The following is a 22,247-nucleotide window of genomic DNA, read 5'->3' as shown; positions in this document are numbered from 1 at the left end:
TAACAAGCGAGTAAATTATGGAATATCAAACCTACCTTGATTACGGCATCAGCATGCGTCGACATTTTCACCAGTACCCGGAACTGGGCCGAGAGGAATGTGAAACCCGGAGTTTTTGTATTCATCAGCTCAAAGATATGGGGTATACAGTTACTGATTGTTTTCATACGGGTTTTTATGCCGACCTATATGTCGATACGGCTTTTCCAGTGATTGCATTCCGCGCTGATATGGATGCTTTACCGGCAACAGAAAAACCCGGTGAGGTGGTTATCTCTCAGTATCCTGGGGCTGCGCATCTGTGCGGACATGATCTGCATATGGCTATCGCACTGACTGCCGCGAAGATCATGAGCGATCAGCGGATGAACCTTAAGGCTAACATACGCTTTTTGTTCCAACCTTCGGAAGAAATGTTCCGTGGAGGGGCAAAAGGAATGATCGAGAAAGGTTGCCTGGACGGAGTTGATCAGGTTTACGGTTTGCATAATGACCCGCAGATAGATTGCGGTCAGATAGCCATTAGTCCGGGCATCATGTCCTCTAACGGCGATCAGTTCAGGTTGATGATTGAAGGCAAGAGTGCTCATGCTTCTGCCCCGCATCTGGGATTGGATGCGTTGTCGGAAGCCGTCCGTCTGCTGAATGAGTTCAGAGCAATTATTACTGATCACGTTGATCCCAACAAAGCCGCACTGATTTCCACATGTATGCTTAAAGCTGGTGAAGCGCCCAATATTTTAGCCCGAACGGCAGAGTTGCAGGGTTCTATTCGCTCATTTGATAAAGATGTCCAAAAAACAATGATTCGGCATTTTATGGAAGAAATTCAGGAGACTCGTCGGAGAGGGTATACCGCAGAACTTGAAATGAAGGGTTACCCGGCTATCAGTAATCATCCAGCAGAGGCCCAGAAATTGATAGATATTGCCCGTCAGTTCCTTGGGAGTGAAAATGTCCTGACCGGGCATCCGCCAATGGTGGGATCTGAGGATTTCTCGTTTTTCCTGGAAGAAAAGCCAGGTGCCTTTTTCTTTCTTGGCAGTGGCGATCACAGCAAAGGAATTAGCAACCCGCTGCATTCTAATCCCTTTATTGTTAATGAGAATTGCATTCTTACTGGTGCCACACTGTTTGCCATGCTTGCTGGTTTGTGACGATCCCGGCAACCCACTAATACACTTAAGAGGCTACAATTGTGGCCTCATTTCTCAGTGAAAGTAACGCCGATTTTATTCTCAGAGAAAGCATAACCAGGGGTTTATGTTAATTCAGAATAAGAAACAGTACCGTCACGACTAAAAAAGTGAACCCGGCGATAATGGGAAGATGCAACATACTGGAAGGGGATAGTGTGTTTTCCTGCTGCGTTGCTGGTGGATAAGGGTAATACTCGCCTTTGGGCATTTCACCGTTATGAGCGTTCTCTTCTTTGCGCGTTTTTTTGGCACTATTGCGAGATTCGTACATTTTTGTCTCTTCCTGTTGCATCTTATCCAATATATCGAGCCACTCTTTAGGGCGCTGAGATGGCGTACTTTCACGTCGTTCTTTGACCAGCACCGTTTGTTCTTTTATCTCTGGAAATTCCGCCGTTCCTGCTTTTTCAGGATTGGCTGAAGGGGATGCCTCCTGAGTGGAGTGAACCTTTATTCTGGAAAATAGTGCCGGAAATTGAATGGGTTGCTGGTTTTCCTCATTCGGGGGGAGCTTCTGAGTACTTTCTGTTGTCACCGACAAACTGTCAGTGGCTATACGAGTCATCGGTGCTTGTGTGGTGACGAGTTCGGGCGAGCGGCGAGAAGCGGCAAGAGTTTCATCTGGTAACCTCAACGTACTGATTTTACCCGTTAACACAATGGGGGCCGCAGTTTGTTCCCGCTTGCCCCCCTCTATGCCAGGTTTTTCAGTGCCAGCGGGTTGGCTGCGGTCTGGCGTTGCGGGTTGTGGCGATATTTTATCTGAAGGAGCAGGGGACCGGTTTGGTAATGTTGGAGCTGTTGGCGGCGGTGCTAATTGCAAACGAGTGGATTTTATCAGCGATGGAGATGCTGAATAATGCTGTTCAGGTTCAGGTTCAGGTTCAGGTTCAGGTTCAGGTTCAGGTTCAGGCTGAATATCCTCATCCAGAAGATATTTTGTCGCTGCCAGCAATACCTCTCTTTTTATCGTTTCTGGTTGAGGCGGTTGCAGCGACGATTCCGCTATCTCAACAACTGATGTGACGATGGCACTGTCAGTTTGTACGGTTTTATTGCCATTTGCATTTTCTGATGAAAAGGCCGAGCGCAGTGAGCCAACAAATAAACGCTGAGCAATGGCTCTGGCTGGACGAAGTGATGTCATCATGATTTAAATTTCCAATTTATCTCTGGAAGTAAAACGACAGAACCAGTGGGAAACTTAAAAGCGAGTTGTTTTTAATCTCAAACGAATGAATGGAGATGTGAGACGTTGCGAATGTTATTTTTGACGTTCAGGGCGATAAATTTAGGTATTTCGCTTCTTTACTAAGTATCAAAGTGAGTTCGGTAGAACAGAACTGAGAGCCACTGAGCATTTTTCTAAGCCTGACGATGTACTATCAGACTAAGACGCATCATAAAATGTAAGGAAACTGCCAAAATGTCAAAAACGCTCACCGCTGAAAAATTCGACAGTGCCAAAACTTTTACCGGGCTGGATTTCATCGCGCGCAGCCTGGTTATGATGGAATCAAACGGGACTCAATTGAGTCCCGAGGAAGTCGCCGGGAATATGACCGATGAACAAAAAGAAATTTTTCTGGCACGTCTCGATTTTCACAGAAACAGGAATGCTAACAATAAGTGATTATTAGGTGTTGATGTTTCTGCTGTTGGCTTGTATCAGATATAAAGATGGGATACCTGGCAAGGACTTGCATCAGCAAACGACTTCCTCTGCGCTGCCAGTGTGACAAAAGTATATCTGATGATGACTCGGGGTACCCTTTTGTGAAAGCTGAGAAATGCCCTTTAAGCTGCTCTGGATAATGCTCTATTAGTAATCATGTAGAGGGTGCGGGCTACTAACCTGGCAATATTACTCCGGCAAGCAAGGATTTTTCGTGTTGAAGCGAAGAAAAAACGGACTTTCAGCGAGTCGATTCGGATCTCAATATCGGATTGTTCAAAAGAAGGATTAGCCAGTCGATAGCCAGGCAATTCTATCGACTGCAAATTATCTCGTTTTGTTACTATCTTTATTTCCCGGATCTCCATCTCTCTTTCTTCGGATTTGACATAGAAAAAACTCTCCTGTACGTATATTTTTTACTTCTTAAAATAAATTCGTCGCAAAATTAGATACAATTTTATTTCATCTTTGTGGTGATTTTGAGATTCTCTATGGTTAACCTACGGAGATCTGGGATGATTTCATTTCGATGAGCATAGCGAGATGGGTAATGGCTCAACACGACTGCCGGATGTATGAATCATTGAACGGAGCAGCAGTTTGTTTATCATTATGCCGGATGAAGGAATTCCGGTATTGAAATACTATGGTTTACTACCTGCCCAAAACAGAGAAGTTTACCCGGGGTAGCTAATCGCTTGGTACGCATATCCAGTTGTAGTTAAGTGCGCCACTATGACCACCGATGATGAAAAAGGTTTATCTTCAAACTCAGACTTCTTTTAATTGTAACATCAATGAACGGACGATATTTTATGGTGAGATCCAGGGAAAGCATTCAGCGATTAATTGATAACCTGTCCAGACGTGAACATATCTTTACTAAACGAAAAAATCAGATTGTCACAATGGATGGATTCACTGAGAAAAATATTCTCATCTTCCATCAGGGCATTATATCAGGTAGCAGACCGAGCGATGACCGTCTGCTGGTCAATTTTATTGCGCCCCGGATTTTCGGTATCAATTATTTTGTTGATACTGAGTTGATGTACTTCAGAGCCTGTACTGATATCAGCTACGAATTTATACCTTTGGCGGAAGCGGAACAGGTTATTGATGAGAAAAAACTGTGGAAAGACGTCTCTGTCAATCAGATGCTGATTACTTCTCATATGCTCAGATACGTACATAACATGGCCGGGGTATCTAGTTATACCCTGGTGATTAGCTGTCTTTATCAGTTGCAGGCAGAGCCAGATATCATCCGTTTACATCGCACTGCTGCTGATTATATCGTTGATAAAAGTGGTCTGTCCCGAAGTACAGTCATGAAAATGCTGGCTCAGTTCAGGGATGATGGCAAAATTACACTTAACAAAGGTCTGCTGATGGATTTGAGACATCTGGACCATGATGAATCATAGCTGAATGCTAGAACCAGCTGCCCTGAGCGTTTGTACCTTTGAACAGACTTACCTGTACGTCTGGCAGTTAATTAAAAATGTAATTTTGAATCCATTTTTACACTCAATAATAGTATTAAATTTGCTAATTTTTTAAGTGGAATGTATCGATAAAATTTAATATTGTTTTACTGTTAGGTTTTATTCTGTTGAATACATACGATGCGCAATTGAAAATTACATCATTTAAATTTGATGGGCGCTTGGTTGTTTTTTGAAACGTCCTGTTCTTTTTGATAGGAGCTTGAATGTTATGTTTTTTCATGCTTTGTCATCGATGCCTGATTGCTGGGTTGTTTTATTTATTGACTGCGATGATTTTTTAAATATATATCCGCTAACAAAATACCATGTATAAATAATATTATTCCACAGGTGAGAGTCCATGCAAAAAAAGTCGAGACAAATTTTTGAAATTAAACACGCAACTTTGACAGTTAGCCGTCTGTCTCCAGTATGTTTAGTCGTGCTGGGAGTTTTAAGCACACCTTCAGTTTACGCGCTGGATGTTGATAAAGATACACCAATAACAAATCAAACAATTACAGATGGTGTACATTTTACTGCCCCTGATATCACTGTTGATATTGATGGCGGAAGTACAATTACCGGCGGAAGTAATCCTGTTACTTTTAACATTGCAGATGGCGAGAGCGCTACTCTTAATGTAAGCGGTGAAGACACGAGCATAAATGGGTCTTCTAATGGTATTTGGGGTAATAATGCTCAAGCTCAAATTACTGTTTCTGATGGGGCCAGTATCACCGGCGGATATAACGGTATTAGCCTTGGTACAGGTTCTTCGCTGTCTGTAAGCGGTGCGAGTACTATTGTCACAGGCACTACCCGTGATGGTGTGGCTATTGATGGTGGAAACGATATTACTGTCGATGTGAACAGTGGTGCCACTGTTACTGGTGCTGTTGGGGTGAGAACCGACGCCGATAATACAACCATTAATGTTTCTGGTCAGGGAACCTCCGTCATTGGTACCAGTGGCTCCGGTATTATTGCCGATGCTCAAAGCAGCAACACCACCATTAATGTTGATGACGGGGCCACTGTGACGGGTACCACCGGTATCACTTTCAATGCCAGTGATTCAGGCAGCTCCATCAATATTGATAGTGGTACTGTTACAGGTACAAATGGCAACGGTATTAATATCGGGACTACCGGAAACTGGACTGGCGAGATCAATATATCCAGTAGCTCCACTGTGTCTGGTACGGATAATGGCGTGAGAACCGACGCATCGGGTTCGACAATTAATGTTTCAGGTCAGGGTACCTCTGTAAGTGGTATCAATAGTGGCATTATTGCCGATGCTGAAAGCAGTAACACCACCATTAATATCAGCGATGGAGCAGAAGTATCAGGAAATACTGCGGGTGTGAAAATTAATGACGGGGACAGTGCCACAGTCAATATTGCTGGCGCTAGCGTTGCTGGGAAGGAGAAGGGGATCTATCTCTATAATGGTACGGATACAACAATAAACATCTCCGATGGTGCAACAGTAACAGGTGATGATGCGATTTATGTTTATGGATTTGGTGACAATATTTCTGTCACTGGAGGTTCAACCATAACGGGATCTTCCTCAGGAATTCGATTAGATTCTGTTGGCAATAATACAACATTACTTATTAGCGATAGTACAGTACAGGCAACGGCGGGTGACGGTATTTTCACTTATGCGGGTGATTTATCAGGTAATACGATTACCGTTACTGATGGTGCAATTGTCACCGGTTCTGATGATGGTATTGATACCCATCACAGTATGGCAGCAGATATCACCATCAGTGGTACGGGAACGCAGGTCAGCGGGGGAAATACAGGTGTCAGAACCGGCGATACTGACCTGGATGGCCCCGGCTCGAACGTGGTTCTGCGTGTTTCAGATGGTGCTCTGGTTCACGGTGATGACACGGGTATTGTAACCAGCGAAGCGGGGTCAGGGACTGTTGAGATTGATCTTTCCAGTGGTGCGGGCGTTTCGGGTGGCGTCACGGGAATCAATGCTTCAATGACGCCGAATACAACAATAAATATTGCAGGGGCAACGGTTACAGCGGGTGTGACCGGTATTCTTCTGACGGACAACAACCAGCTTAATATCAGCGCAGGGGCGCTTATCAACAGCGACAATGCCATTGTCCTGGCCGGAAATGCCGATGCCGCAACTGTTGATATCACGGATTCCAGGATTAATGGCACCACCAGTTTGCTCGCTATCACTGGTCAGAATGCGACTAATAACGTGAGCTTTACAAATTCCATTGCCTACGGCGCCATTACCTCCGCTTCAGATGCTGCGCAAACCGTGAGTATGGATCATACCGCCTGGAGTGGCAGTGCATCGCAAAGCGGTACAGGCGCTTTAAATCTTAAGATTGGCAATGCTTCCGCGTGGGTCAATACTGCCGATACCAGTGTGTCATCTGTCACTCTCTCTGGAGGGAGCGCTCTCACCATGGACGGCGGCAACATCAACACCACCACGCTCAGCGATGGCTCATCGTCTTCCACCACCCCTCTGGCAGCAACAGATTCGGCAGCCTCCACTATTTATTCCACCTGGAACGCAGCAGCTGGCTCGGCATATGTTCTAACGGCTGATACCGCGATTGGAACCTTCAATACCGGTGTGACCTCCAGTTCCAGTGGTGCCGCCGGTGACATGACCGGCGATACTATCATCCATGTTGATGACGCCTCCGGTGCGACCTTTAACGCCATGCAGAGCGATGTCGGTGTTTACCGTTATCAGACCGCGACAGTCGAGAATGCGGACGGTTCTACCAGTGTGATTCTGGACAACATTTCCCCTGGGCCTACAATTTCCACCGCAGCCCAGGCTGTGGTTGATACCCGTGCGGCGGCAGTCAGTCTGTGGAATGATGAACAGGATGCGCTGAATCTGCGTATGGACAACGAGCGTCGAACCGGCAGCAGTGACGGCACGCTAAATGCCTGGGGCAGCTACTACGGCGGCTACCATCGTCAGCAGATGAATATGGCCAGCTCCAGTTATGACCAGACCAACAATGGGTTTATGGTCGGGGCGGATAAGCGAGTCGGTGCGTCCTCCGGAGAGTGGTTGTTTGGCGTGGCTGTTATGCGTGGATTCTCTGATGTGAACATGCATGACGAAGGGAGTGTTGGCTCGGATATCGACAGCTACGGTGCATCTATTTATGCCTCATACCGGATGAATAATGGCCTGTTCCTGGATGCCAGTCTAAAAGGGACGCATCTGAAGAATGACCTGAGCGTGGTCTCTGTTGATGGCGGTAAAACCAGCGGGGATTACTCGACCAACGGCTTCGGCGGTGCGCTTAAAGGAGGGTATCATCTGGCGCTCCGTTCGTTCTATATCGAGCCGTATACTCAGGTTTCTTATGCCCGTTACAACGGTGTTGACTACAGCCTGGAAAACGGCATGCGTGCGAAAGATGATGATTACACCTCCGTACGCCTTGAAGGTGGTGCAAATATTGGTACATCGGTTGCGTTACATAACGGCGCAGAAATCAGACCATACCTGCATCTTGCGGCTGTGGGTGAAACCGAGAATGACAACACCATGAACATCAACGGTGTGAACATTGATGACAGCACCGATGGTGCAGAAGGCATTGTCGGACTGGGAACAGATGTGAAGTTCACCAAAAACCTTAGCTCCTGGGCTGGCGCAAACTACGCGAAGGGTCAGGACAACAATGAATCTCCGTGGCAACTGAATGCAGGTATCAGTTACACGTGGTAAATATGACGTAAATAAACAACATGCCTGATAAACCCGTACACGGCCTTACCTTTCTCATCGCTGAGGGTAAGGTCGCACTGGGTGTGGATACGCAGAGGCAGAAAAGAGATAAGGTGTGAAGACTGGCGAGCAAGCAGTGGGAGCTTGCATCAGCAAACGACTTCCTCTACGCTGCCAGTGTTACAAAATTTTATGTGACAACGACTCGGGGTGCCCTTCCTTGTGAAGGCTGAGAAATACCCGTACCACCTGATCTGGATAATGCCAGCGTAGGGAAGTCTGACACTGCTCGTGTCCCTTCTTCGCGCGGGCAGGAGCTGAACCATGCAGCCTGACCTGCACAGCCGCACGCTCGCGGCCCATACCCTTCACCAATTTAGAACACTTTCCCCGCTCACACATTGTATGACCAATGAGGTCGTACAGAGTTTTACTGCCAATACATTACTGGCTTTAGGTGCGTCGCCTGCAATGGTGATTGAACCGGAAGAAGCGAGCCAGTTTGCAGCTATCGCCAGTGCGTTACTGATTAATGTAGGTACTCTCACTCAACGTCGCGCCACGGCAATGCGTGCTGCAGCCGAGCGGGCGCATCTTGCTAAAACCCCCTGGACTCTCGATCCCGTTGCCGTGGGTGTTCTGGACTATCGTCGTTATTTTTGTCTGGATTTACTGCCGCTTCGGCCTGCCGCAATTCGCGGTAATGCCTCGGAAATACTTGCCCTCGCGGGGATGAACAGCGGTGGGCGAGGGGTGGATACCACCGATACGGCAGTCGCAGCACTTCCGGCGGCACTGGCGCTGGCGCGCCAGGCTGGAACTATTGTTGTGGTCACCGGGGAAGTGGATTACGTCACCGATGGCCAGCGCACCGTCAGCGTGAGCGGAGGTGATCCGCTGATGACGCGTGTGGTTGGTACTGGATGTGCTCTGTCGGCGGTGGTAGCAGCCAGTTGCGCACTGCATGGTGATCGGCTTGATAACGTGGCTTCCGCCTGTAGCTGGATGAAGCAGGCTGGAAAAATAGCCTCTGAACAAGCAACCGGACCGGGAAGTTTTATCCCGGCATTTCTCGATGCCCTCTATAACCTGGAAATGCAGGAGCAAGCATGAAACGCATTAACGCATTAACGATAGCCGGAACCGACCCTAGCGGCGGCGCAGGTATTCAGGCTGACTTGAAGACCTTCTCAGCGCTCGGGGCATATGGTTGCTCTGTAATTACGGCGTTAGTGGCGCAAAATACGCGCGGGGTGCAGTCGGTTTATCGGATCGAACCTGATTTTGTCGCCGCGCAGCTGGACTCCGTATTCAATGATGTGCGTATCGATACCACCAAAATTGGCATGCTGGCTGAAACGGACATTGTTGAGGCGGTCGCTGAACGCCTGCGCCGTCATCAGGTGCAGAACGTGGTGCTGGACACGGTCATGCTGGCGAAAAGCGGCGATCCATTACTTTCGTCTTCTGCGGTTGAAACACTACGTACCCGTTTGTTGCCGCAGGTGTCAATTATCACGCCGAATTTGCCAGAAGCTGCGGCGTTACTAGGGGCATCGCACGCACGAACGGAACTGGAAATGCTCGAACAAGGGCGTGCACTTCGTGCGTTAGGCTGTGATGCAGTATTAATGAAAGGTGGTCATCTGGATGACGAACAAAGCCCGGACTGGCTTTTTACCCGCGATGGTGAACAGCGTTTTACCGCCCCAAGGGTGATGACCAAAAATACCCACGGTACTGGTTGTACGCTATCGGCGGCGCTGGCGGCACTGCGTCCGCGTCATTCCAGTTGGGCCGACACGGTACAGGAGGCTAAGTTGTGGCTCTCTGCAGCACTGGCTCAGGCGGATACGCTTGAGGTGGGGGAGGGGATTGGTCCGGTGCATCATTTCCATGCGTGGTGGTAACACAGATTATCTTTCAATATTGCTCCCGGTCGATTTCACATTCGCCACCACGATGCATCTTGAATGATTTTTTGTATATACTGACTGCAGTACTGGCAGCCAGGAAAAAGATAAATGGAACAAGCGCATACCCAGCTTATCGCGCAACTGAATGAACGTATTTCAGCGGCAGATAACACGCCGCTGTATATGAAATTCGCTCAAACGGTTAAGGACGCTGTGCGCAGCGGGATCCTGGAACATGGCAATATTCTGCCTGGTGAACGCGATCTCAGCCAGTTGACTGGTGTTTCACGAATTACGGTGCGCAAAGCGATGCAGGCGCTGGAAGAAGAAGGTGTGGTAACCCGCGCCCGTGGTTACGGGACGCAGATTAATAATATCTTCGAGTATTCGCTAAAAGAAGCACGCGGTTTTTCGCAGCAGGTGGTTTTACGCGGTAAAAAGCCGGATACGCTGTGGGTTAACAAACGTGTGGTGGCATGCCCGGAAGAGGTGGCGCAGCAACTGGCAATTGCCGTCGGAAGTGAAGTTTTCCTGCTCAAACGTATTCGCTACGTGGATGAAGATGCCGTTTCAATTGAAGAATCGTGGGTTCCCGCGCATCTTATTCATGATGTGGATTCCATCGGTGTTTCTCTTTATGACTATTTCCGCAGCCAGCATATTTTCCCGCAGCGTACGCGCTCACGCGTCAGCGCGCGGATGCCAGATGCGGAATTTCAGTCGCATATTCAGATGGACAGCAGAGTGCCGGTACTGGTGATCAAGCAGGTAGCGCTCGACCAGCAGCAACGGCCCATTGAGTACAGTATTAGCTATTGTCGAAGCGATCTATACGTCTTTGTGTGCGAGGAGTAATGCGTCACGTGAGGGGGCACAATCACCGCCGCGATGACCGACCACCCACGATCCCACTGCGTTGCCAAGGAGTACGGCATCGGCCAGCGACCAGCCCGATGCCAGTCCAGCCAGCATTCCTCCTGCGTGGCTGTCACCCGCGCCAATAGTATCCACGACCGTCGTGGGGAATGCGGCAACGCAACCGGACGTTTGCTCGCTGAAATACCATGCACCCTCTTTATCGTGGCGGACCACAACCGGTGTGGTAAAGCGCTTCACCCACTCGGCACCAAAACCTTCAACATCGGGGCTTAACCTGAACCGCCCGGCGGCGATTTCTGCCTCCTGGCGATTCAGTGACACCAGCGGATGACAGGCCATAATTCGTGCCATCAGGGCATCAGAAATATCGCTGAGCCGTGGACCAAAATCGATAAACGGCGTCACCTCTTCCAGACCCTCCAGCCATTGCACAAGCAACTCGCCGCACGGTGAGGCCAGCTGGTAGCCTGACAGGTAAACCAGGCTCTGGCGCGGAATGTTCAATTGTGCCAGCCAGTCAGCATTCCACTGATTTTCTACGCCGCTGAAGGACATAAAGGTGCGTTCACCATCCGGCTCCACCAGTGCCAGACACCAGCCATTATCGCCTTCAGCATTATCGATCAGACTGTGTAATCCCTCTTTTGCCATCCGGTTGCGGATAATATCGGCCCACACGCCCTGGCCTAGCGGTAGAGCATTACTGGCGTTGATACCTAAACGCTTGAGCGCTACAGCAATATTCAGCGCACAGCCGCCAACGTTAACGCCCTGTTGTTTCAGCTCAATGTCACAACCGCGCCAGGGAAGGGCATACGCATCGGCAATCACATCAATTACCGCCGCGCCCACCACCGTTACCGGCCGCTGAGTGTGTAATTGCGGAAGAAGATCTCGCAGACGCGTGATGCTCATAATGCCTCCCGTTGTTCGCGCAGGCGCGTCAATTCCGTGGCGTAGCGTGTAAAGTCCAGTTGATTAACGGTATCCAGCTCCAGTTTCAACATCGAATCAATAGCGTCAGGGCCGTGCAACGCGCCGCAAATAGCTGTCGCCATTGCGCCGATAGTGTCCGTATCGCCGCCGAGGTTAGCGCACAGAATGGCGCAGCGGTTGGGGTCGGTCCCCGCCAGTTCAACCATGGCGATTGCGCAGGGGACGGATTCAATGGTACTGGTACCGGCTCCAACGACCTGATACAACTGCTCGCTGGCCGATTCTGCACCGTCTGCGTTGCGGACGATTTTAAGCGCCAGCTCCAGACGTGCGCAGAGCGATGCACTAAAGGTAGTGATCCGTTTTTGTTGTGCATGCAGGGCAATGGCTGGGAGAGCCTCGACAATATCCGCCCATTTCGCTCCGTCGATCGCACGCGAAACCGCCCATGCGATCACCACTGCACCGGCCACCGCCAGGTCTGATTTATGCGTCGGGCTGGATGCCAGCGCCACATCATCGATAAAAGCATCGAGATCGCGTGCTGGCAGCAGACAACCCAGCGGAGAAACGCGCATCGCTGCGCCGTTGGTTACGCCGTTATTTTCAAGATCGGCGACCGGCTTACCATCGCGAATAGCGTTTAGCGCAATCTTAGACGTGGGGCCGAGTACGTTTTTATTGAAGGCATCAAAGCGTTCGGCCCAGGCCAGAATATTGCGTCCAATCACGTCTGGTACGATTTCCCCGTTGCATTCAAGCAGGGCGTCAGCCAGGCACAATGCCATTGATGTGTCATCAGTGAATTCTGCCTGGTTAAAATAACAGGCAGCGTTATTTTCCGCAGGGCCAGGCAAAAAGCGGTCGATCCACCCAAAGTGTGCTTTAACACGGCTTCTTGGCCATAGTTCCGACGGCATACCCATCGCATCCCCTAACGCCTGCCCATAAAGAGCACCGAGAATACGTTCTGCTTTCATTTTACTTCCCCTTGTGTCAACGCAGTATCGCGATCGTCCACCTTAATTGCGGTGATTTCTTTGTCTGATTCGCGAAAGAAAATCATAAACAGTACGGCAATGACGGCGATCATAATCGCGCCAAATCCCCACATACCTGCCCAGTTGAAAGTGAGACCATTTACCGGTTCTTTATAGGCAAACATTTTTTCCATCATCACCCCGCCCAGACGGTACCCAAGCAGGCTGCCGAATCCCTGACAACAGAGAGTGATCAGCCCCTGGGCGGCAGTCCGCATGTGTACTGGCGCTTTTTTATCGACATAGATATAGGCCGTCACGTAGTAGAAGTCGTAACTGACCCCGTGCAGCAGAATGCCGAGAAACAGCAGTGCGTAAGTGAAATATTCTTCCGCGCCGCCGTAAACGAAAAATCCGTAACGGATCGCCGCGGTAATAAGACCAAGCAGTAATACCTTTTTGATGCCAAAGCGTTTCGTGAAGAACGGCAGCGCCAGCATAAAGAAGATTTCAGAGAACTGGCCCAGCGTCATCCAGCCGGTAGCGTTTTTCATCCCGACTTCCGTGAGGTAGCCGTTGGCGAAGATGTAATAAAACGCGAGTGGCATAGCAAACAGGAACGAACAGAAGAAAAAGACGAGGAAGTTTTTATCACGCAGCAGGATTAATGCGTCCAGCCCCAGCATGACTTTGAAATCCATTTTGCCGGTACTTTTCGGTGGTGTATCCGGTAAGAAGAAGGCAAAAACACCGAGTAAAGCAGAGCTTCCGGCGGTGATGAGCAGTGGAATATTGGTTGGTGAGATATCGTTGTAGCCGAGCATTTGCGGTAAGAATCCGCATGCTAAACCGGAAGCAATCCAGCCAATTGTCCCCATAACACGGATGCGTGGGAAATCGCGTTCGACGTCCGGTACGTTGGCAAAAGCGATGCTATTAGTGAGCGCAATGGTCGGCATATAGGTTAACGAGTACGCCAGTAATAACGGGAAGAATCCGCTAAATGTCGTTTGCTGCGCCGCAAAGTACATCAGAATTGCCCCAACGAACATCAGCACGGCCAGCACTTTTTGCGCGGAGAAAAAGCGGTCAGTTAACGAGCCAACAAAAATTGGTGAGAGAATGGCAGCAATCGCTGTACAGGCATAGGACCAGCCAATTTCACCGGCGGTAAATCCGCTTTTACTCAGCCATAGCCAGAGAGGTACAAACCAGGCGCCCCAGATAAACCACTCTACAAACATCATGAACGACAGCTTAACTGTAGTTTTCATCTTTAAATCCTTCATGACAGGTAAGGTACGCCTCGATAGTACCACTTGATAATACCTTTAAAATACCTTTGTGGCTTAAATTTGACCGCTGTAACATTTTTTCTGCCTGAATCGAGCCAGCGGAAACCGCTGAAAAGTGCGCTAAAGATGGAAAAAATGCGCAGTCAGTACCAGACTTATTGCTGCCCGCAACAAGGCGGGTCAGGACAATCCATATTCCGGTATCTGGCCGGAACTTACGGGAGCATAGCTATGACTGATATTGCGCAGTTGCTTGGCAAAGACGCCGACAACCTTTTACAGCATCGTTGTATGACCATTCCTTCTGATCAACTTTACCTGCCTGGACATGACTACGTCGACCGAGTGATGGTGGATAATAACCGTCCGCCTGCCGTGCTGCGTAATATGCAGACGCTGTACAACACAGGCCGACTCGCCGGGACGGGATATCTGTCTATTTTGCCGGTGGACCAGGGTGTGGAGCATTCCGCCGGGGCATCGTTTGCTGCTAATCCGTTGTACTTTGATCCAAAGAATATCGTTGAGCTGGCTATCGAAGCGGGCTGTAACTGCGTGGCATCGACCTATGGTGTACTGGCTTCCGTTTCTCGCCGCTACGCGCACCGTATCCCATTCCTTGTGAAAATTAACCACAATGAAACGCTCAGTTACCCTAATACCTTTGATCAGACGCTGTATGCCAGCGTGGAGCAGGCGTTCAACATGGGGGCGGTAGCGGTTGGAGCGACCATCTATTTTGGTTCAGAGGAGTCACGTCGCCAGATTGAAGAGATTTCTGCGGCATTTGAGCGTGCTCATGAACTGGGGATGGTGACGGTTCTGTGGGCCTATCTGCGTAATTCGGCATTTAAAAAAGACGGCGTGGATTACCATGTTTCCGCCGATCTGACCGGGCAGGCTAACCACCTGGCTGCCACTATCGGTGCAGATATCGTTAAGCAGAAAATGGCAGAAAACAATGGTGGGTATAAAGCGGTTAATTTCGGCTACACCGACGATCGCGTCTATAGCAAATTGACGACTGACAACCCTATCGATCTGGTGCGCTATCAGCTAGCGAACTGCTACATGGGCCGGGCTGGATTAATTAACTCAGGCGGGGCCGCCGGGGGCGAAACCGATCTCAGCGATGCGGTGCGCACAGCGGTGATTAATAAACGTGCCGGTGGGATGGGATTAATTCTTGGTCGTAAAGCCTTCAAAAAAACTATGGCAGACGGCGTTAAGCTGATTAACGCCGTGCAGGATGTTTATCTGGATAGCAAAGTCACAATTGCCTGAATCATTGCGGATTGCTTTGTACTAACGTAACAGAGGGCAATCTGGTGGTAACCGGCAACGCAACGCTGCGGGCAGGATTTCAATATGAAACTCCTGTCCGCTGAGCGGTTCACCATCGAGATTAAAGGTGATTTCATGTGGCGCACGTATGTCAAACCATGCCGATGCTCCATCAATGATGTTAGGGTTGTCATCGGATTGCGTTAACGTCGAAAGCAGTGCCGGAAGCAGTTCTTCTCCGGTAAATATCCGCAACTGTAGCAAACCGTCATTAATCAGTGCTGTTGGGCAAAGCTGCTGTCCGCCACCAGCCTGGCGCCCGTTGCCGATGCCAATCACCAGCGCGTCGCCCTGCCAGTGAAAGCCCTCACCGCGAATTTCGCAACTGTCGGGTTTGAGGGTATCCATTCGCATTAGTCCATGGATAAAGTACGATACGCCTCCCAGTGCGGCTTTGAGTTTTTCCGGTGTCTCGGTGGTGATCCGGGTTCCAAAACCCCCCGTCGCCATATTGATAAAATAGGTTTTATCGTTCACCTGTACCATATCGATCTCTACCGTATTCCCGGCGATAGCAAGCTTTAACGCTTTATCCAGCGCCTCCGGGATGCCTGCGCTGGTGGCGAAGTCATTCGCTGTTCCCAACGGCAGAATACCCAGTGCGATAGCGTGGCTATCCTCCGACTGAATTAACGCGGTGGAGACTTCATTGATGGTGCCGTCACCCCCGCCGGCAATCACCGTTGCGACACCCAGTTGACGGGCTTCATCAACGTAGCGCCGGGCATCACCTTTTTCCCAGGTAACGCGAACATGAATTTCCACGCCTTCATCGCGAAGCAGGGCGACTGCATCACGTAGAGGGAGATTATCAGCACTTTTTCCATTCAGGATCAGTAAGCTGGCAGGGAACGCTATCATCCTTTCGCCTCACTTTTATCGTTTTAACAAGTGTATGCCAGGAATCGGGATATGACCCAGGAACAGACTGAAAGCGGAAGCGTAAAGAGAAAAAAAGCCGCGATTGCGGCTTTTCTGACAAGGGGAGATTATTGCGGGAACCACTGGTCGCTGATTTTTTGATAAGTACCGTCAGCTTTGATGGCGGCCAGCGCATTATTCAATTTTTCCAGCAGGGCTTTGTTATCCGGGCGAACTGCGATACCAAGGCCGGTTCCGAAATATTCAGGGTCAGTTACTTTTGCCGTTGCCGTACCTAACTGAGGGTTGGTTTTCAGCCACTCATTAACCACCGCGGTGTCACCAAATACGCCATCAATACGTCCATTTTTCAGGTCGATGATCGCATTCTGGTAGCTGTCATAGGCTACAGTTTTTACTTCAGGATGTTTGTCCTGCAGGTATTTCTGGTGTGTGGTGCCGTTTTCCATTCCGATACGTTTGCCTTTTAGATCGGCAAAAGTTTTATAGGTATCTTTTTTCGCAATCACCAGCGCAGAGTTTGCATAGTATGGCTGAGTAAAGGAGACCTGCTTACTACGCTCTGGGGTGATATCCATACCGGAAATCACCGCATCATATTTTTTGAATTTTAGCGCGGGGATCAGACTGTCGAAAGCATGATTGGTAAAAGTACAGTCAGCCTGCATTTGTTTGCACAATGCTGTTGCCAGGTCGATGTCAAAACCGACAATTTTATTGCTCGCATCCAGCGATTCAAATGGCGGGTAGGTCGCTGATACACCGAAATTAATTTTATCAGCAGCTGAGGCGCCGGTGGCGAAAGTAGCAAGTAATGCGGCCAGTACTAACTTTTTCATGGTGGAACTCCCGTCTGTCAATCTTATGATTATTTACCGTGTCTGCGGCATAGATTTACAATGCCATTTAATGAATTTGTATGCAATAAAAATGATTAAGTATTTTTTATAAGATAAAAAAAGACGGACAGTTGAGAGACTTGTCCGTCTTGATGTTATTGTCTTATGCAGTTTATACGGTCTGGATTATATGGTTAGTTTCTGTGTTCAAACGCCAGTGCCTTGCGCTCGATTAAGCGCATCATTAAAGTCAACAGCCCGTTTACGATCAGGTAAATGACGCCTGCTGCACCGAAGACCATCACGTCATAAGTGCGACCATACAACAACTGGCTGTAGCCCATGACTTCCATCAACGTAATGGTGTAGGCCAGCGAGGTGCTTTTGAACACCAACACCACTTCGTTTGAATAAGAGGATAGGGCGCGTTTAAAGGCGTAAGGTAGCAGTATTGCCAGCGTATCCTTTTTGCTCATCCCCAGCGCACCACATGATTGCCACTGGCCCTCCGGTATCGCACGGATAGCGCCGTAGAACAGTTGCGTGGTATAGGCCGCGCTGTTTAATGACAACGCAATCAGGGCGCACAACCACGGTTCTGACAGCAGATGCCAGAGTACCGGGTATTCCTGCAACGCGGGAAATTGTCCTGGCCCGTAGTAGATGAGGAAGATTTGCACCAGCAGCGGCGTACCGGTAAACAGCGTGATATAGGCGCGAACCAGCCAGACCAGCACGGGGGTTTTCAGCGTCAGGATGACGGTGAAAATTAGCGCCAGAACCAGAGCCACAACGATGGATGCGACCGTGAGTGTCAGGCTGGTATGCAGCCCTTTCATCAATTCAGGTAAATACTCAAGCATCAGCCCGGTCTCCGCTCAAAACGTGTTGCGCGCAGGTCAATGCGTTTGAGAATGTACTGACTCACCAGCGTAATCACCAGGTAAATAGCGGCTGCAACGATGTACCAGGTAAATGGCTCCTGAGTACGGGTAGCAATGCTTTTGGTTTGCAGCATCAGATCATTCACGCTAATCAGGCTAACTAATGCGGTATCTTTCAGGAGTACCAACCACTGGTTACCCAAGCCTGGCAGAGCATGGCGCCACATTTGCGGCATCACCAGACGAAAGAAGATGGCGGTCTTAGACAACCCCAGCGCCTGACCCGACTCCCATTGTCCGAGCGGAACGGCCTTCAGCGCACCGCGCAGCGTTTGCGAGGCATAGGCCGCGTACAGCAATGACAATGCAATGACGCCGCACAAGAACGGGCTGACGTCGAAGTTTTCGATCTGCATCTGAACGGGGATCTGTACGAACCCAAGATTGATCGTAAAGCCATCGGCCAGCGTCAGCAGAAGTTGAGAGGAACCAAAATAGATAAACAGAACGACCAGAATTTCTGGTAGCCCACGCAGGATAGTGACCAGAGCTGAGCCCGTCCAGGCCACCGGACGCCATTTTACAGACTCCCAGACGGCAAAAAGCATGGCGAGCGCAAGGCCGATGATCAGCGCACAAACCGCAAGGCCGACGGTCATCCCGGCGGCGCTTGCTAAAGGAAAAAATTCATTCATCAAGTATTACTTCTGGAACCATTTGTTGTAGATGGTCTCGTAAGTCCCATCTTTCTTCACTTTTTCCAGCGCAGCGTTAAATTTCTGCTGCAGCTCGGTATTACCCTGGCGCACAGCAATGCCCAGGCCGGTGCCGAAGTAATCTTTATCCGTGACTTTATCGCCGACGGCGGCCAGTTTCGGATTGTCTTTCAGCCATTCAGTCACGACTGCAGTATCACCAAAGACGCCATCAATACGACCGTTTTGCAGATCAAGTTTGGCATTCTGGTAGCTGTCATACGGAACGGTGGTCACTTCCGGATGTTTATCCATGATGAATTTCTGGTGCGTGGTGCCGTTTTGCACGCCGACTTTTTTGCCTTTCAGCTGGTCAATACTGGTAAATTTACCTTGCTGACCAACAAACAACGCAGAGTTGTCGTAATAAGGAGTAGTGAACAGTACCTGTTTTTCACGCTCCGGAGTGATGTCCATGCCGGCCATTACCGCGTCAAAACGACGGAATTTCAGGCTTGGGATCAGGCTGTCGAACGCCTGGTTAGTGAACGTACAGGTAGCGTCAATCTCTTTACACAGCGCATTCGCCAGATCAACGTCAAAGCCCACGATCTTATTATTAGCATCGATGGATTCAAACGGAGGATAAGACGCTTCTGTAGCAAAACGAATAGTTTGGGCTGCGGTAGCGGAAAGGCTAAAACCTGCGATTAGCGCGGCAATCAGAACTTTTTTCATTGTCATTGTCCCGAATCTTAGTGAGAGAGATAGTTTTTAAACGCTTCGGTTTGCGGGTTGGCAAAGCAGCTCGCATCCCCAAACTCTACGATATGACCGTTTTCCATATACACCACACGACTGGCAGTTTTACGTGCAACTTCCACTTCATGGGTGACGATCACCTGAGTAATGTTGGTTTCAGCCAGCTCACGGATGATGCTGACGATTTGTGCCGTAATTTCCGGATCAAGCGCCGCGGTAGGCTCATCAAACAGCAGTACTTGCGGCTCCATCATCAACGCACGAGCAATGGCCACACGCTGTTGCTGACCGCCTGAAAGATGCAGTGGGTAACGATCGCTGTAAGGCTTGAGGCGCAGACGTTCCAGCAGTTTCTCGGCACGTGCCAGCGCTTTTTCTTTCGTCAGACCGAGTACGCGGCAGGGCGCTTCAATCAGGTTTTGCTGCACTGTGAGATGCGGCCAAAGATTGTATTGCTGGAAAACCATACCCACGTTCTGACGCAGCTCACGAATGGCTTTATCGGAAGGGGTTTTCGTGAAGTCGAAACGGTTGCCCGCAATAGAGAGCGTGCCCGAGCGCGGCATCTCAAGCAGATTGAGTACGCGCAGTAGCGAGCTTTTCCCGGCTCCACTTGGGCCAAGTAACACCAGTGTTTCACCCTGAGGGCAATCCAGCGTGATATCGAACAGCGCCTGATGGGCGCCGTAGAAGCAGTTAATGCCGTTTAATTGAATACTCATTGACACTCGTATACTGGCAGTCTGATAGCTATTGAAGCCGCAGATACTACCTTTGACAGAATAGTTATGCAATATTTATGCGTTAAAAGTTAAATGTAAACCGCATTCTTATCTAAACATAGCACAAAATAGCGGGGTCACCAGTGGGCAAGAATAATTGTCGGCATTCTATGCAGAATGCCAGACAATTTATGGGGGTTATGATTTAAGCTGTTGAATGGTGGTAATTAGCGATTTTCGATGGACTGGCGCAGCGTCCCGGCTGGCGCGTGTACGCTGCCTCCGAGATAGCGTACATCGTCCACAACCCAGCACTGGCCTTCACGGATCATCAGCACTTCATCACGCCAGGTCTGATTCCCTTGTTTAAGCTCTACGCGCAGTGGAATGTTGCGTGCATCACTATTCGGAATGGTCGATGCACTGGCAACGCTGGCGCTATCCGGTAATGTGGTGCGGCTGGAGAAAAGATCGCTGTTAAACAGTTCGCGGTGCGTGTTGTCGCGGCTGGCATCGGTCAGCAGTTTCGCCAGATTGTCGCTCAGGTACGGACGAAGGGCGGTCATATCATTGTTACGATGCTGAATGCGGTAATCATAGAATTGCTGTGCCACGCTGTCCGGCCCACCTTCCACACATGCGCCGCTACGCGGACCATTGTCTTTATAGGCCGGAGTCACCGTCGTACAGGCGCTGAGAAGTAGTGCACATGGAACCAGCAGAGAGAGTTTTGAGTAGCGCATAATGATTTCCTTATATACTCGTTATATTTCAAGTTGCTGATGCGTTGGCTATACTCGCTCATCCCGGTCACTGCGTAGCAGCGTGACCGGCGCTCGAACGATTCAGAGTATGAGCGTTCTACAACAGCGATAATGAATCATATCTTTTCAATGATAGCATAATTGATTAAGGCATTGTTTTTGCTCGCTCCCTGGGGAGCCACGTTCAAAGTGGGGGGAGTCCGTAATATGTCCTTGCACGATTACACGCTTCATTCACACCACCATTTTCACCAGTCATGGCAAACTCTCTACATGTAGTAGGCCTGTTTTCATAAATAGTACAGTGGGCAGATTGTCCTGGCGTTCCACAAAGGGCAACGCAGCGGGGGCGGGGTTGGTTAGTGCCTGTCATACAGCGCAGGAAAGGGGATACCTGTTCGGTTAATTGGGCTGGCACTACACCATCAGCATCATCACCTTCAGACCAATAGAAAGAAACACGAAAAAATGCACAACACGCGCCACATGTCATGCATGGGTTCAGATTGCTCATTACTTCACCTGTTACAACATTACATATCAATTAAATCGACATATAAATTATGTCAGCCTTTGGTACCCGGGCAAGTGTACGTTACTGATATTGCATCCAGTTGGGTATTTGTAAATAGGGGGGCAGGATAATTTTTCATCCATGCTATTTTGCGCAGATGTTTACTTTAAGCTGATATTCTTATTTTTGGCCCATTTTCTTAATCTTCCATTAGCATTGGCATAAGGTGAAGATGTATTAAAGGAGATCATCCTTCCCATTGTCCATTTTGTGTACCATGGTTTTCCATACAAAATGTCATTAGAGCGCTCATCAATAAGCTTCACAATTTCATTTTTTACGGCCTGAAGCTCGGTTACTAATGAGCTATAGCTCAACTCACTGTAATCTGAGTAGAATTTCTGCGCTAAAAGACCAAGCTGATTCCATTTATAGCCCGTCTCAGGAAAGTCGACGGGCATCCCTTTCGCGTCAGAAGTGATCCACTTTACAACCAGGGCGTTCCATCCGAGCAGGTATGAAACCAGGTCATGAACGCTCATTTCTGTCCCTTTGGCATGTCCCTCCATCGAGCTATCCGCAGTTAACTCGGGAGGGATTGCGCTAAGGTAACTCATTAATTTACTGAAATTTTTATCAATAGCGAAAAGTAGTTCAGATTTGGTTTGCGGCACACTCATAAAGAATTCCCTCTCGCTTCAGAAGAGTTACCATAAA

21 protein-coding genes and 1 riboswitch are annotated in these 22,247 nt (G+C 49.2%); of the genes, 8 read left to right on the top strand and 13 right to left on the bottom strand.

Annotated elements, in window-relative coordinates:
* Nucleotides 1–17 precede the first annotated feature (17 nt).
* Nucleotides 18–1,157, top strand: a complete 1,140-nt coding sequence (locus OH663_RS10190; protein WP_048221063.1) for a M20 metallopeptidase family protein — start codon at nucleotides 18–20, stop codon at nucleotides 1,155–1,157.
* 109 nt (nucleotides 1,158–1,266) lie between these two features.
* Here OH663_RS10190 and OH663_RS10185 read toward each other — a convergent pair whose 3' ends face one another.
* Nucleotides 1,267–2,349, bottom strand: a complete 1,083-nt coding sequence (locus OH663_RS10185) for a hypothetical protein (protein ID WP_200012751.1) — start codon at nucleotides 2,347–2,349, stop codon at nucleotides 1,267–1,269.
* Between the two features lie 276 nt (nucleotides 2,350–2,625).
* Here OH663_RS10185 and OH663_RS10180 point away from each other — a divergent pair, with 276 nt between their 5' ends.
* From OH663_RS10180 to OH663_RS10155, 6 genes are all read left to right on the top strand, one after another.
* Entirely contained in the window at nucleotides 2,626–2,832 is a 207-nt protein-coding gene (locus tag OH663_RS10180; RefSeq protein ID WP_045444908.1) for a hypothetical protein, read from the top strand.
* 953 nt (nucleotides 2,833–3,785) lie between these two features.
* Entirely contained in the window at nucleotides 3,786–4,304 is a 519-nt protein-coding gene (locus OH663_RS10175) for a helix-turn-helix domain-containing protein (protein ID WP_190284564.1), read from the top strand.
* A 424-nt stretch (nucleotides 4,305–4,728) separates the two neighbouring features.
* Entirely contained in the window at nucleotides 4,729–8,118 is a 3,390-nt protein-coding gene (locus tag OH663_RS10170; protein WP_200012749.1) for an autotransporter outer membrane beta-barrel domain-containing protein, read from the top strand.
* A 196-nt stretch (nucleotides 8,119–8,314) separates the two neighbouring features.
* A riboswitch (TPP riboswitch) is annotated at nucleotides 8,315–8,411 on the top strand.
* Nucleotides 8,412–8,442: 31 nt separating this feature from the next.
* The gene (gene thiM, locus OH663_RS10165; RefSeq protein WP_200012748.1) at nucleotides 8,443–9,231 is read left to right on the top strand and encodes a hydroxyethylthiazole kinase; all 789 of its coding nucleotides are present in this window, start codon (nucleotides 8,443–8,445) and stop codon (nucleotides 9,229–9,231) included.
* The gene (gene thiD, locus OH663_RS10160) at nucleotides 9,228–10,028 is read left to right on the top strand and encodes a bifunctional hydroxymethylpyrimidine kinase/phosphomethylpyrimidine kinase (protein ID WP_045444855.1); all 801 of its coding nucleotides are present in this window, start codon (nucleotides 9,228–9,230) and stop codon (nucleotides 10,026–10,028) included. Before thiM ends, thiD begins: the two co-directional genes overlap by 4 nt.
* Nucleotides 10,029–10,142: 114 nt before the next feature.
* A complete protein-coding gene (locus OH663_RS10155; RefSeq protein ID WP_045444852.1) occupies nucleotides 10,143–10,889 on the top strand; it encodes a GntR family transcriptional regulator in 747 nt (248 codons plus the stop codon).
* Here OH663_RS10155 and OH663_RS10150 read toward each other — a convergent pair.
* From OH663_RS10150 to OH663_RS10140, 3 genes are read right to left on the bottom strand one after another with little or no spacing between them, the layout of a single operon-like run.
* A complete protein-coding gene (locus tag OH663_RS10150) occupies nucleotides 10,863–11,828 on the bottom strand; it encodes a PfkB family carbohydrate kinase (protein ID WP_200012746.1) in 966 nt (321 codons plus the stop codon). The genes OH663_RS10155 and OH663_RS10150 overlap by 27 nt on opposite strands.
* Nucleotides 11,825–12,829 carry an ADP-ribosylglycohydrolase family protein gene (locus tag OH663_RS10145; RefSeq protein ID WP_200012744.1) on the bottom strand — a complete coding sequence of 335 codons (1,005 nt, stop codon included), beginning with the start codon at nucleotides 12,827–12,829 and terminating at the stop codon, nucleotides 11,825–11,827. Before OH663_RS10145 ends, OH663_RS10150 begins: the two co-directional genes overlap by 4 nt.
* Nucleotides 12,826–14,103 carry a nucleoside permease gene (locus tag OH663_RS10140; protein WP_045444843.1) on the bottom strand — a complete coding sequence of 426 codons (1,278 nt, stop codon included), beginning with the start codon at nucleotides 14,101–14,103 and terminating at the stop codon, nucleotides 12,826–12,828. The genes OH663_RS10145 and OH663_RS10140 overlap by 4 nt, the downstream gene beginning before the upstream one ends.
* A gap of 252 nt (nucleotides 14,104–14,355) precedes the next feature.
* Here OH663_RS10140 and fbaB point away from each other — a divergent pair, with 252 nt between their 5' ends.
* Complete coding sequence (gene fbaB, locus OH663_RS10135; RefSeq protein ID WP_045444840.1) at nucleotides 14,356–15,408, top strand: class I fructose-bisphosphate aldolase; 1,053 nt, start codon at nucleotides 14,356–14,358, stop codon at nucleotides 15,406–15,408.
* A 21-nt stretch (nucleotides 15,409–15,429) separates the two neighbouring features.
* Here the strand turns inward: fbaB and yegS are convergent, their stop codons facing one another.
* The 9 genes from yegS to OH663_RS10090 form a co-directional block, all read right to left on the bottom strand.
* Nucleotides 15,430–16,329, bottom strand: coding sequence for a lipid kinase YegS (gene yegS, locus OH663_RS10130; RefSeq protein ID WP_200012742.1), 900 nt, complete (start codon nucleotides 16,327–16,329; stop codon nucleotides 15,430–15,432).
* 128 nt (nucleotides 16,330–16,457) lie between these two features.
* Nucleotides 16,458–17,189 (bottom strand): arginine ABC transporter substrate-binding protein ArtJ, encoded by a 732-nt coding sequence (gene artJ / locus OH663_RS10125; protein ID WP_045444834.1) that lies wholly within the window; start codon nucleotides 17,187–17,189, stop codon nucleotides 16,458–16,460.
* 194 nt (nucleotides 17,190–17,383) lie between these two features.
* The gene (gene artM / locus OH663_RS10120) at nucleotides 17,384–18,052 is read right to left on the bottom strand and encodes an arginine ABC transporter permease ArtM (RefSeq protein WP_045444831.1); all 669 of its coding nucleotides are present in this window, start codon (nucleotides 18,050–18,052) and stop codon (nucleotides 17,384–17,386) included.
* Nucleotides 18,052–18,768 carry an arginine ABC transporter permease ArtQ gene (artQ, locus tag OH663_RS10115; RefSeq protein WP_045444828.1) on the bottom strand — a complete coding sequence of 239 codons (717 nt, stop codon included), beginning with the start codon at nucleotides 18,766–18,768 and terminating at the stop codon, nucleotides 18,052–18,054. Before artQ ends, artM begins: the two co-directional genes overlap by 1 nt.
* 6 nt (nucleotides 18,769–18,774) lie before the next feature.
* Nucleotides 18,775–19,506, bottom strand: coding sequence for an arginine ABC transporter substrate-binding protein ArtI (gene artI, locus OH663_RS10110; RefSeq protein ID WP_045449691.1), 732 nt, complete (start codon nucleotides 19,504–19,506; stop codon nucleotides 18,775–18,777).
* A gap of 17 nt (nucleotides 19,507–19,523) precedes the next feature.
* Nucleotides 19,524–20,252, bottom strand: a complete 729-nt coding sequence (artP, locus tag OH663_RS10105; RefSeq protein WP_045444825.1) for an arginine ABC transporter ATP-binding protein ArtP — start codon at nucleotides 20,250–20,252, stop codon at nucleotides 19,524–19,526.
* A 227-nt stretch (nucleotides 20,253–20,479) separates the two neighbouring features.
* Entirely contained in the window at nucleotides 20,480–20,995 is a 516-nt protein-coding gene (locus OH663_RS10100) for a lipoprotein (RefSeq protein WP_045444822.1), read from the bottom strand.
* A gap of 205 nt (nucleotides 20,996–21,200) precedes the next feature.
* Nucleotides 21,201–21,530 (bottom strand): YkgJ family cysteine cluster protein, encoded by a 330-nt coding sequence (locus OH663_RS10095; protein WP_071828981.1) that lies wholly within the window; start codon nucleotides 21,528–21,530, stop codon nucleotides 21,201–21,203.
* Between the two features lie 161 nt (nucleotides 21,531–21,691).
* Nucleotides 21,692–22,210, bottom strand: a complete 519-nt coding sequence (locus tag OH663_RS10090) for a ClbS/DfsB family four-helix bundle protein (protein ID WP_045444819.1) — start codon at nucleotides 22,208–22,210, stop codon at nucleotides 21,692–21,694.
* Nucleotides 22,211–22,247 lie beyond the last annotated feature (37 nt).

This window comes from Citrobacter sp. Marseille-Q5395, assembly GCF_947057495.1.
In the GTDB taxonomy this organism is placed as follows: domain Bacteria; phylum Pseudomonadota; class Gammaproteobacteria; order Enterobacterales; family Enterobacteriaceae; genus Citrobacter; species Citrobacter murliniae.
This window is presented reverse-complemented; position numbering and strand designations above follow the sequence as displayed.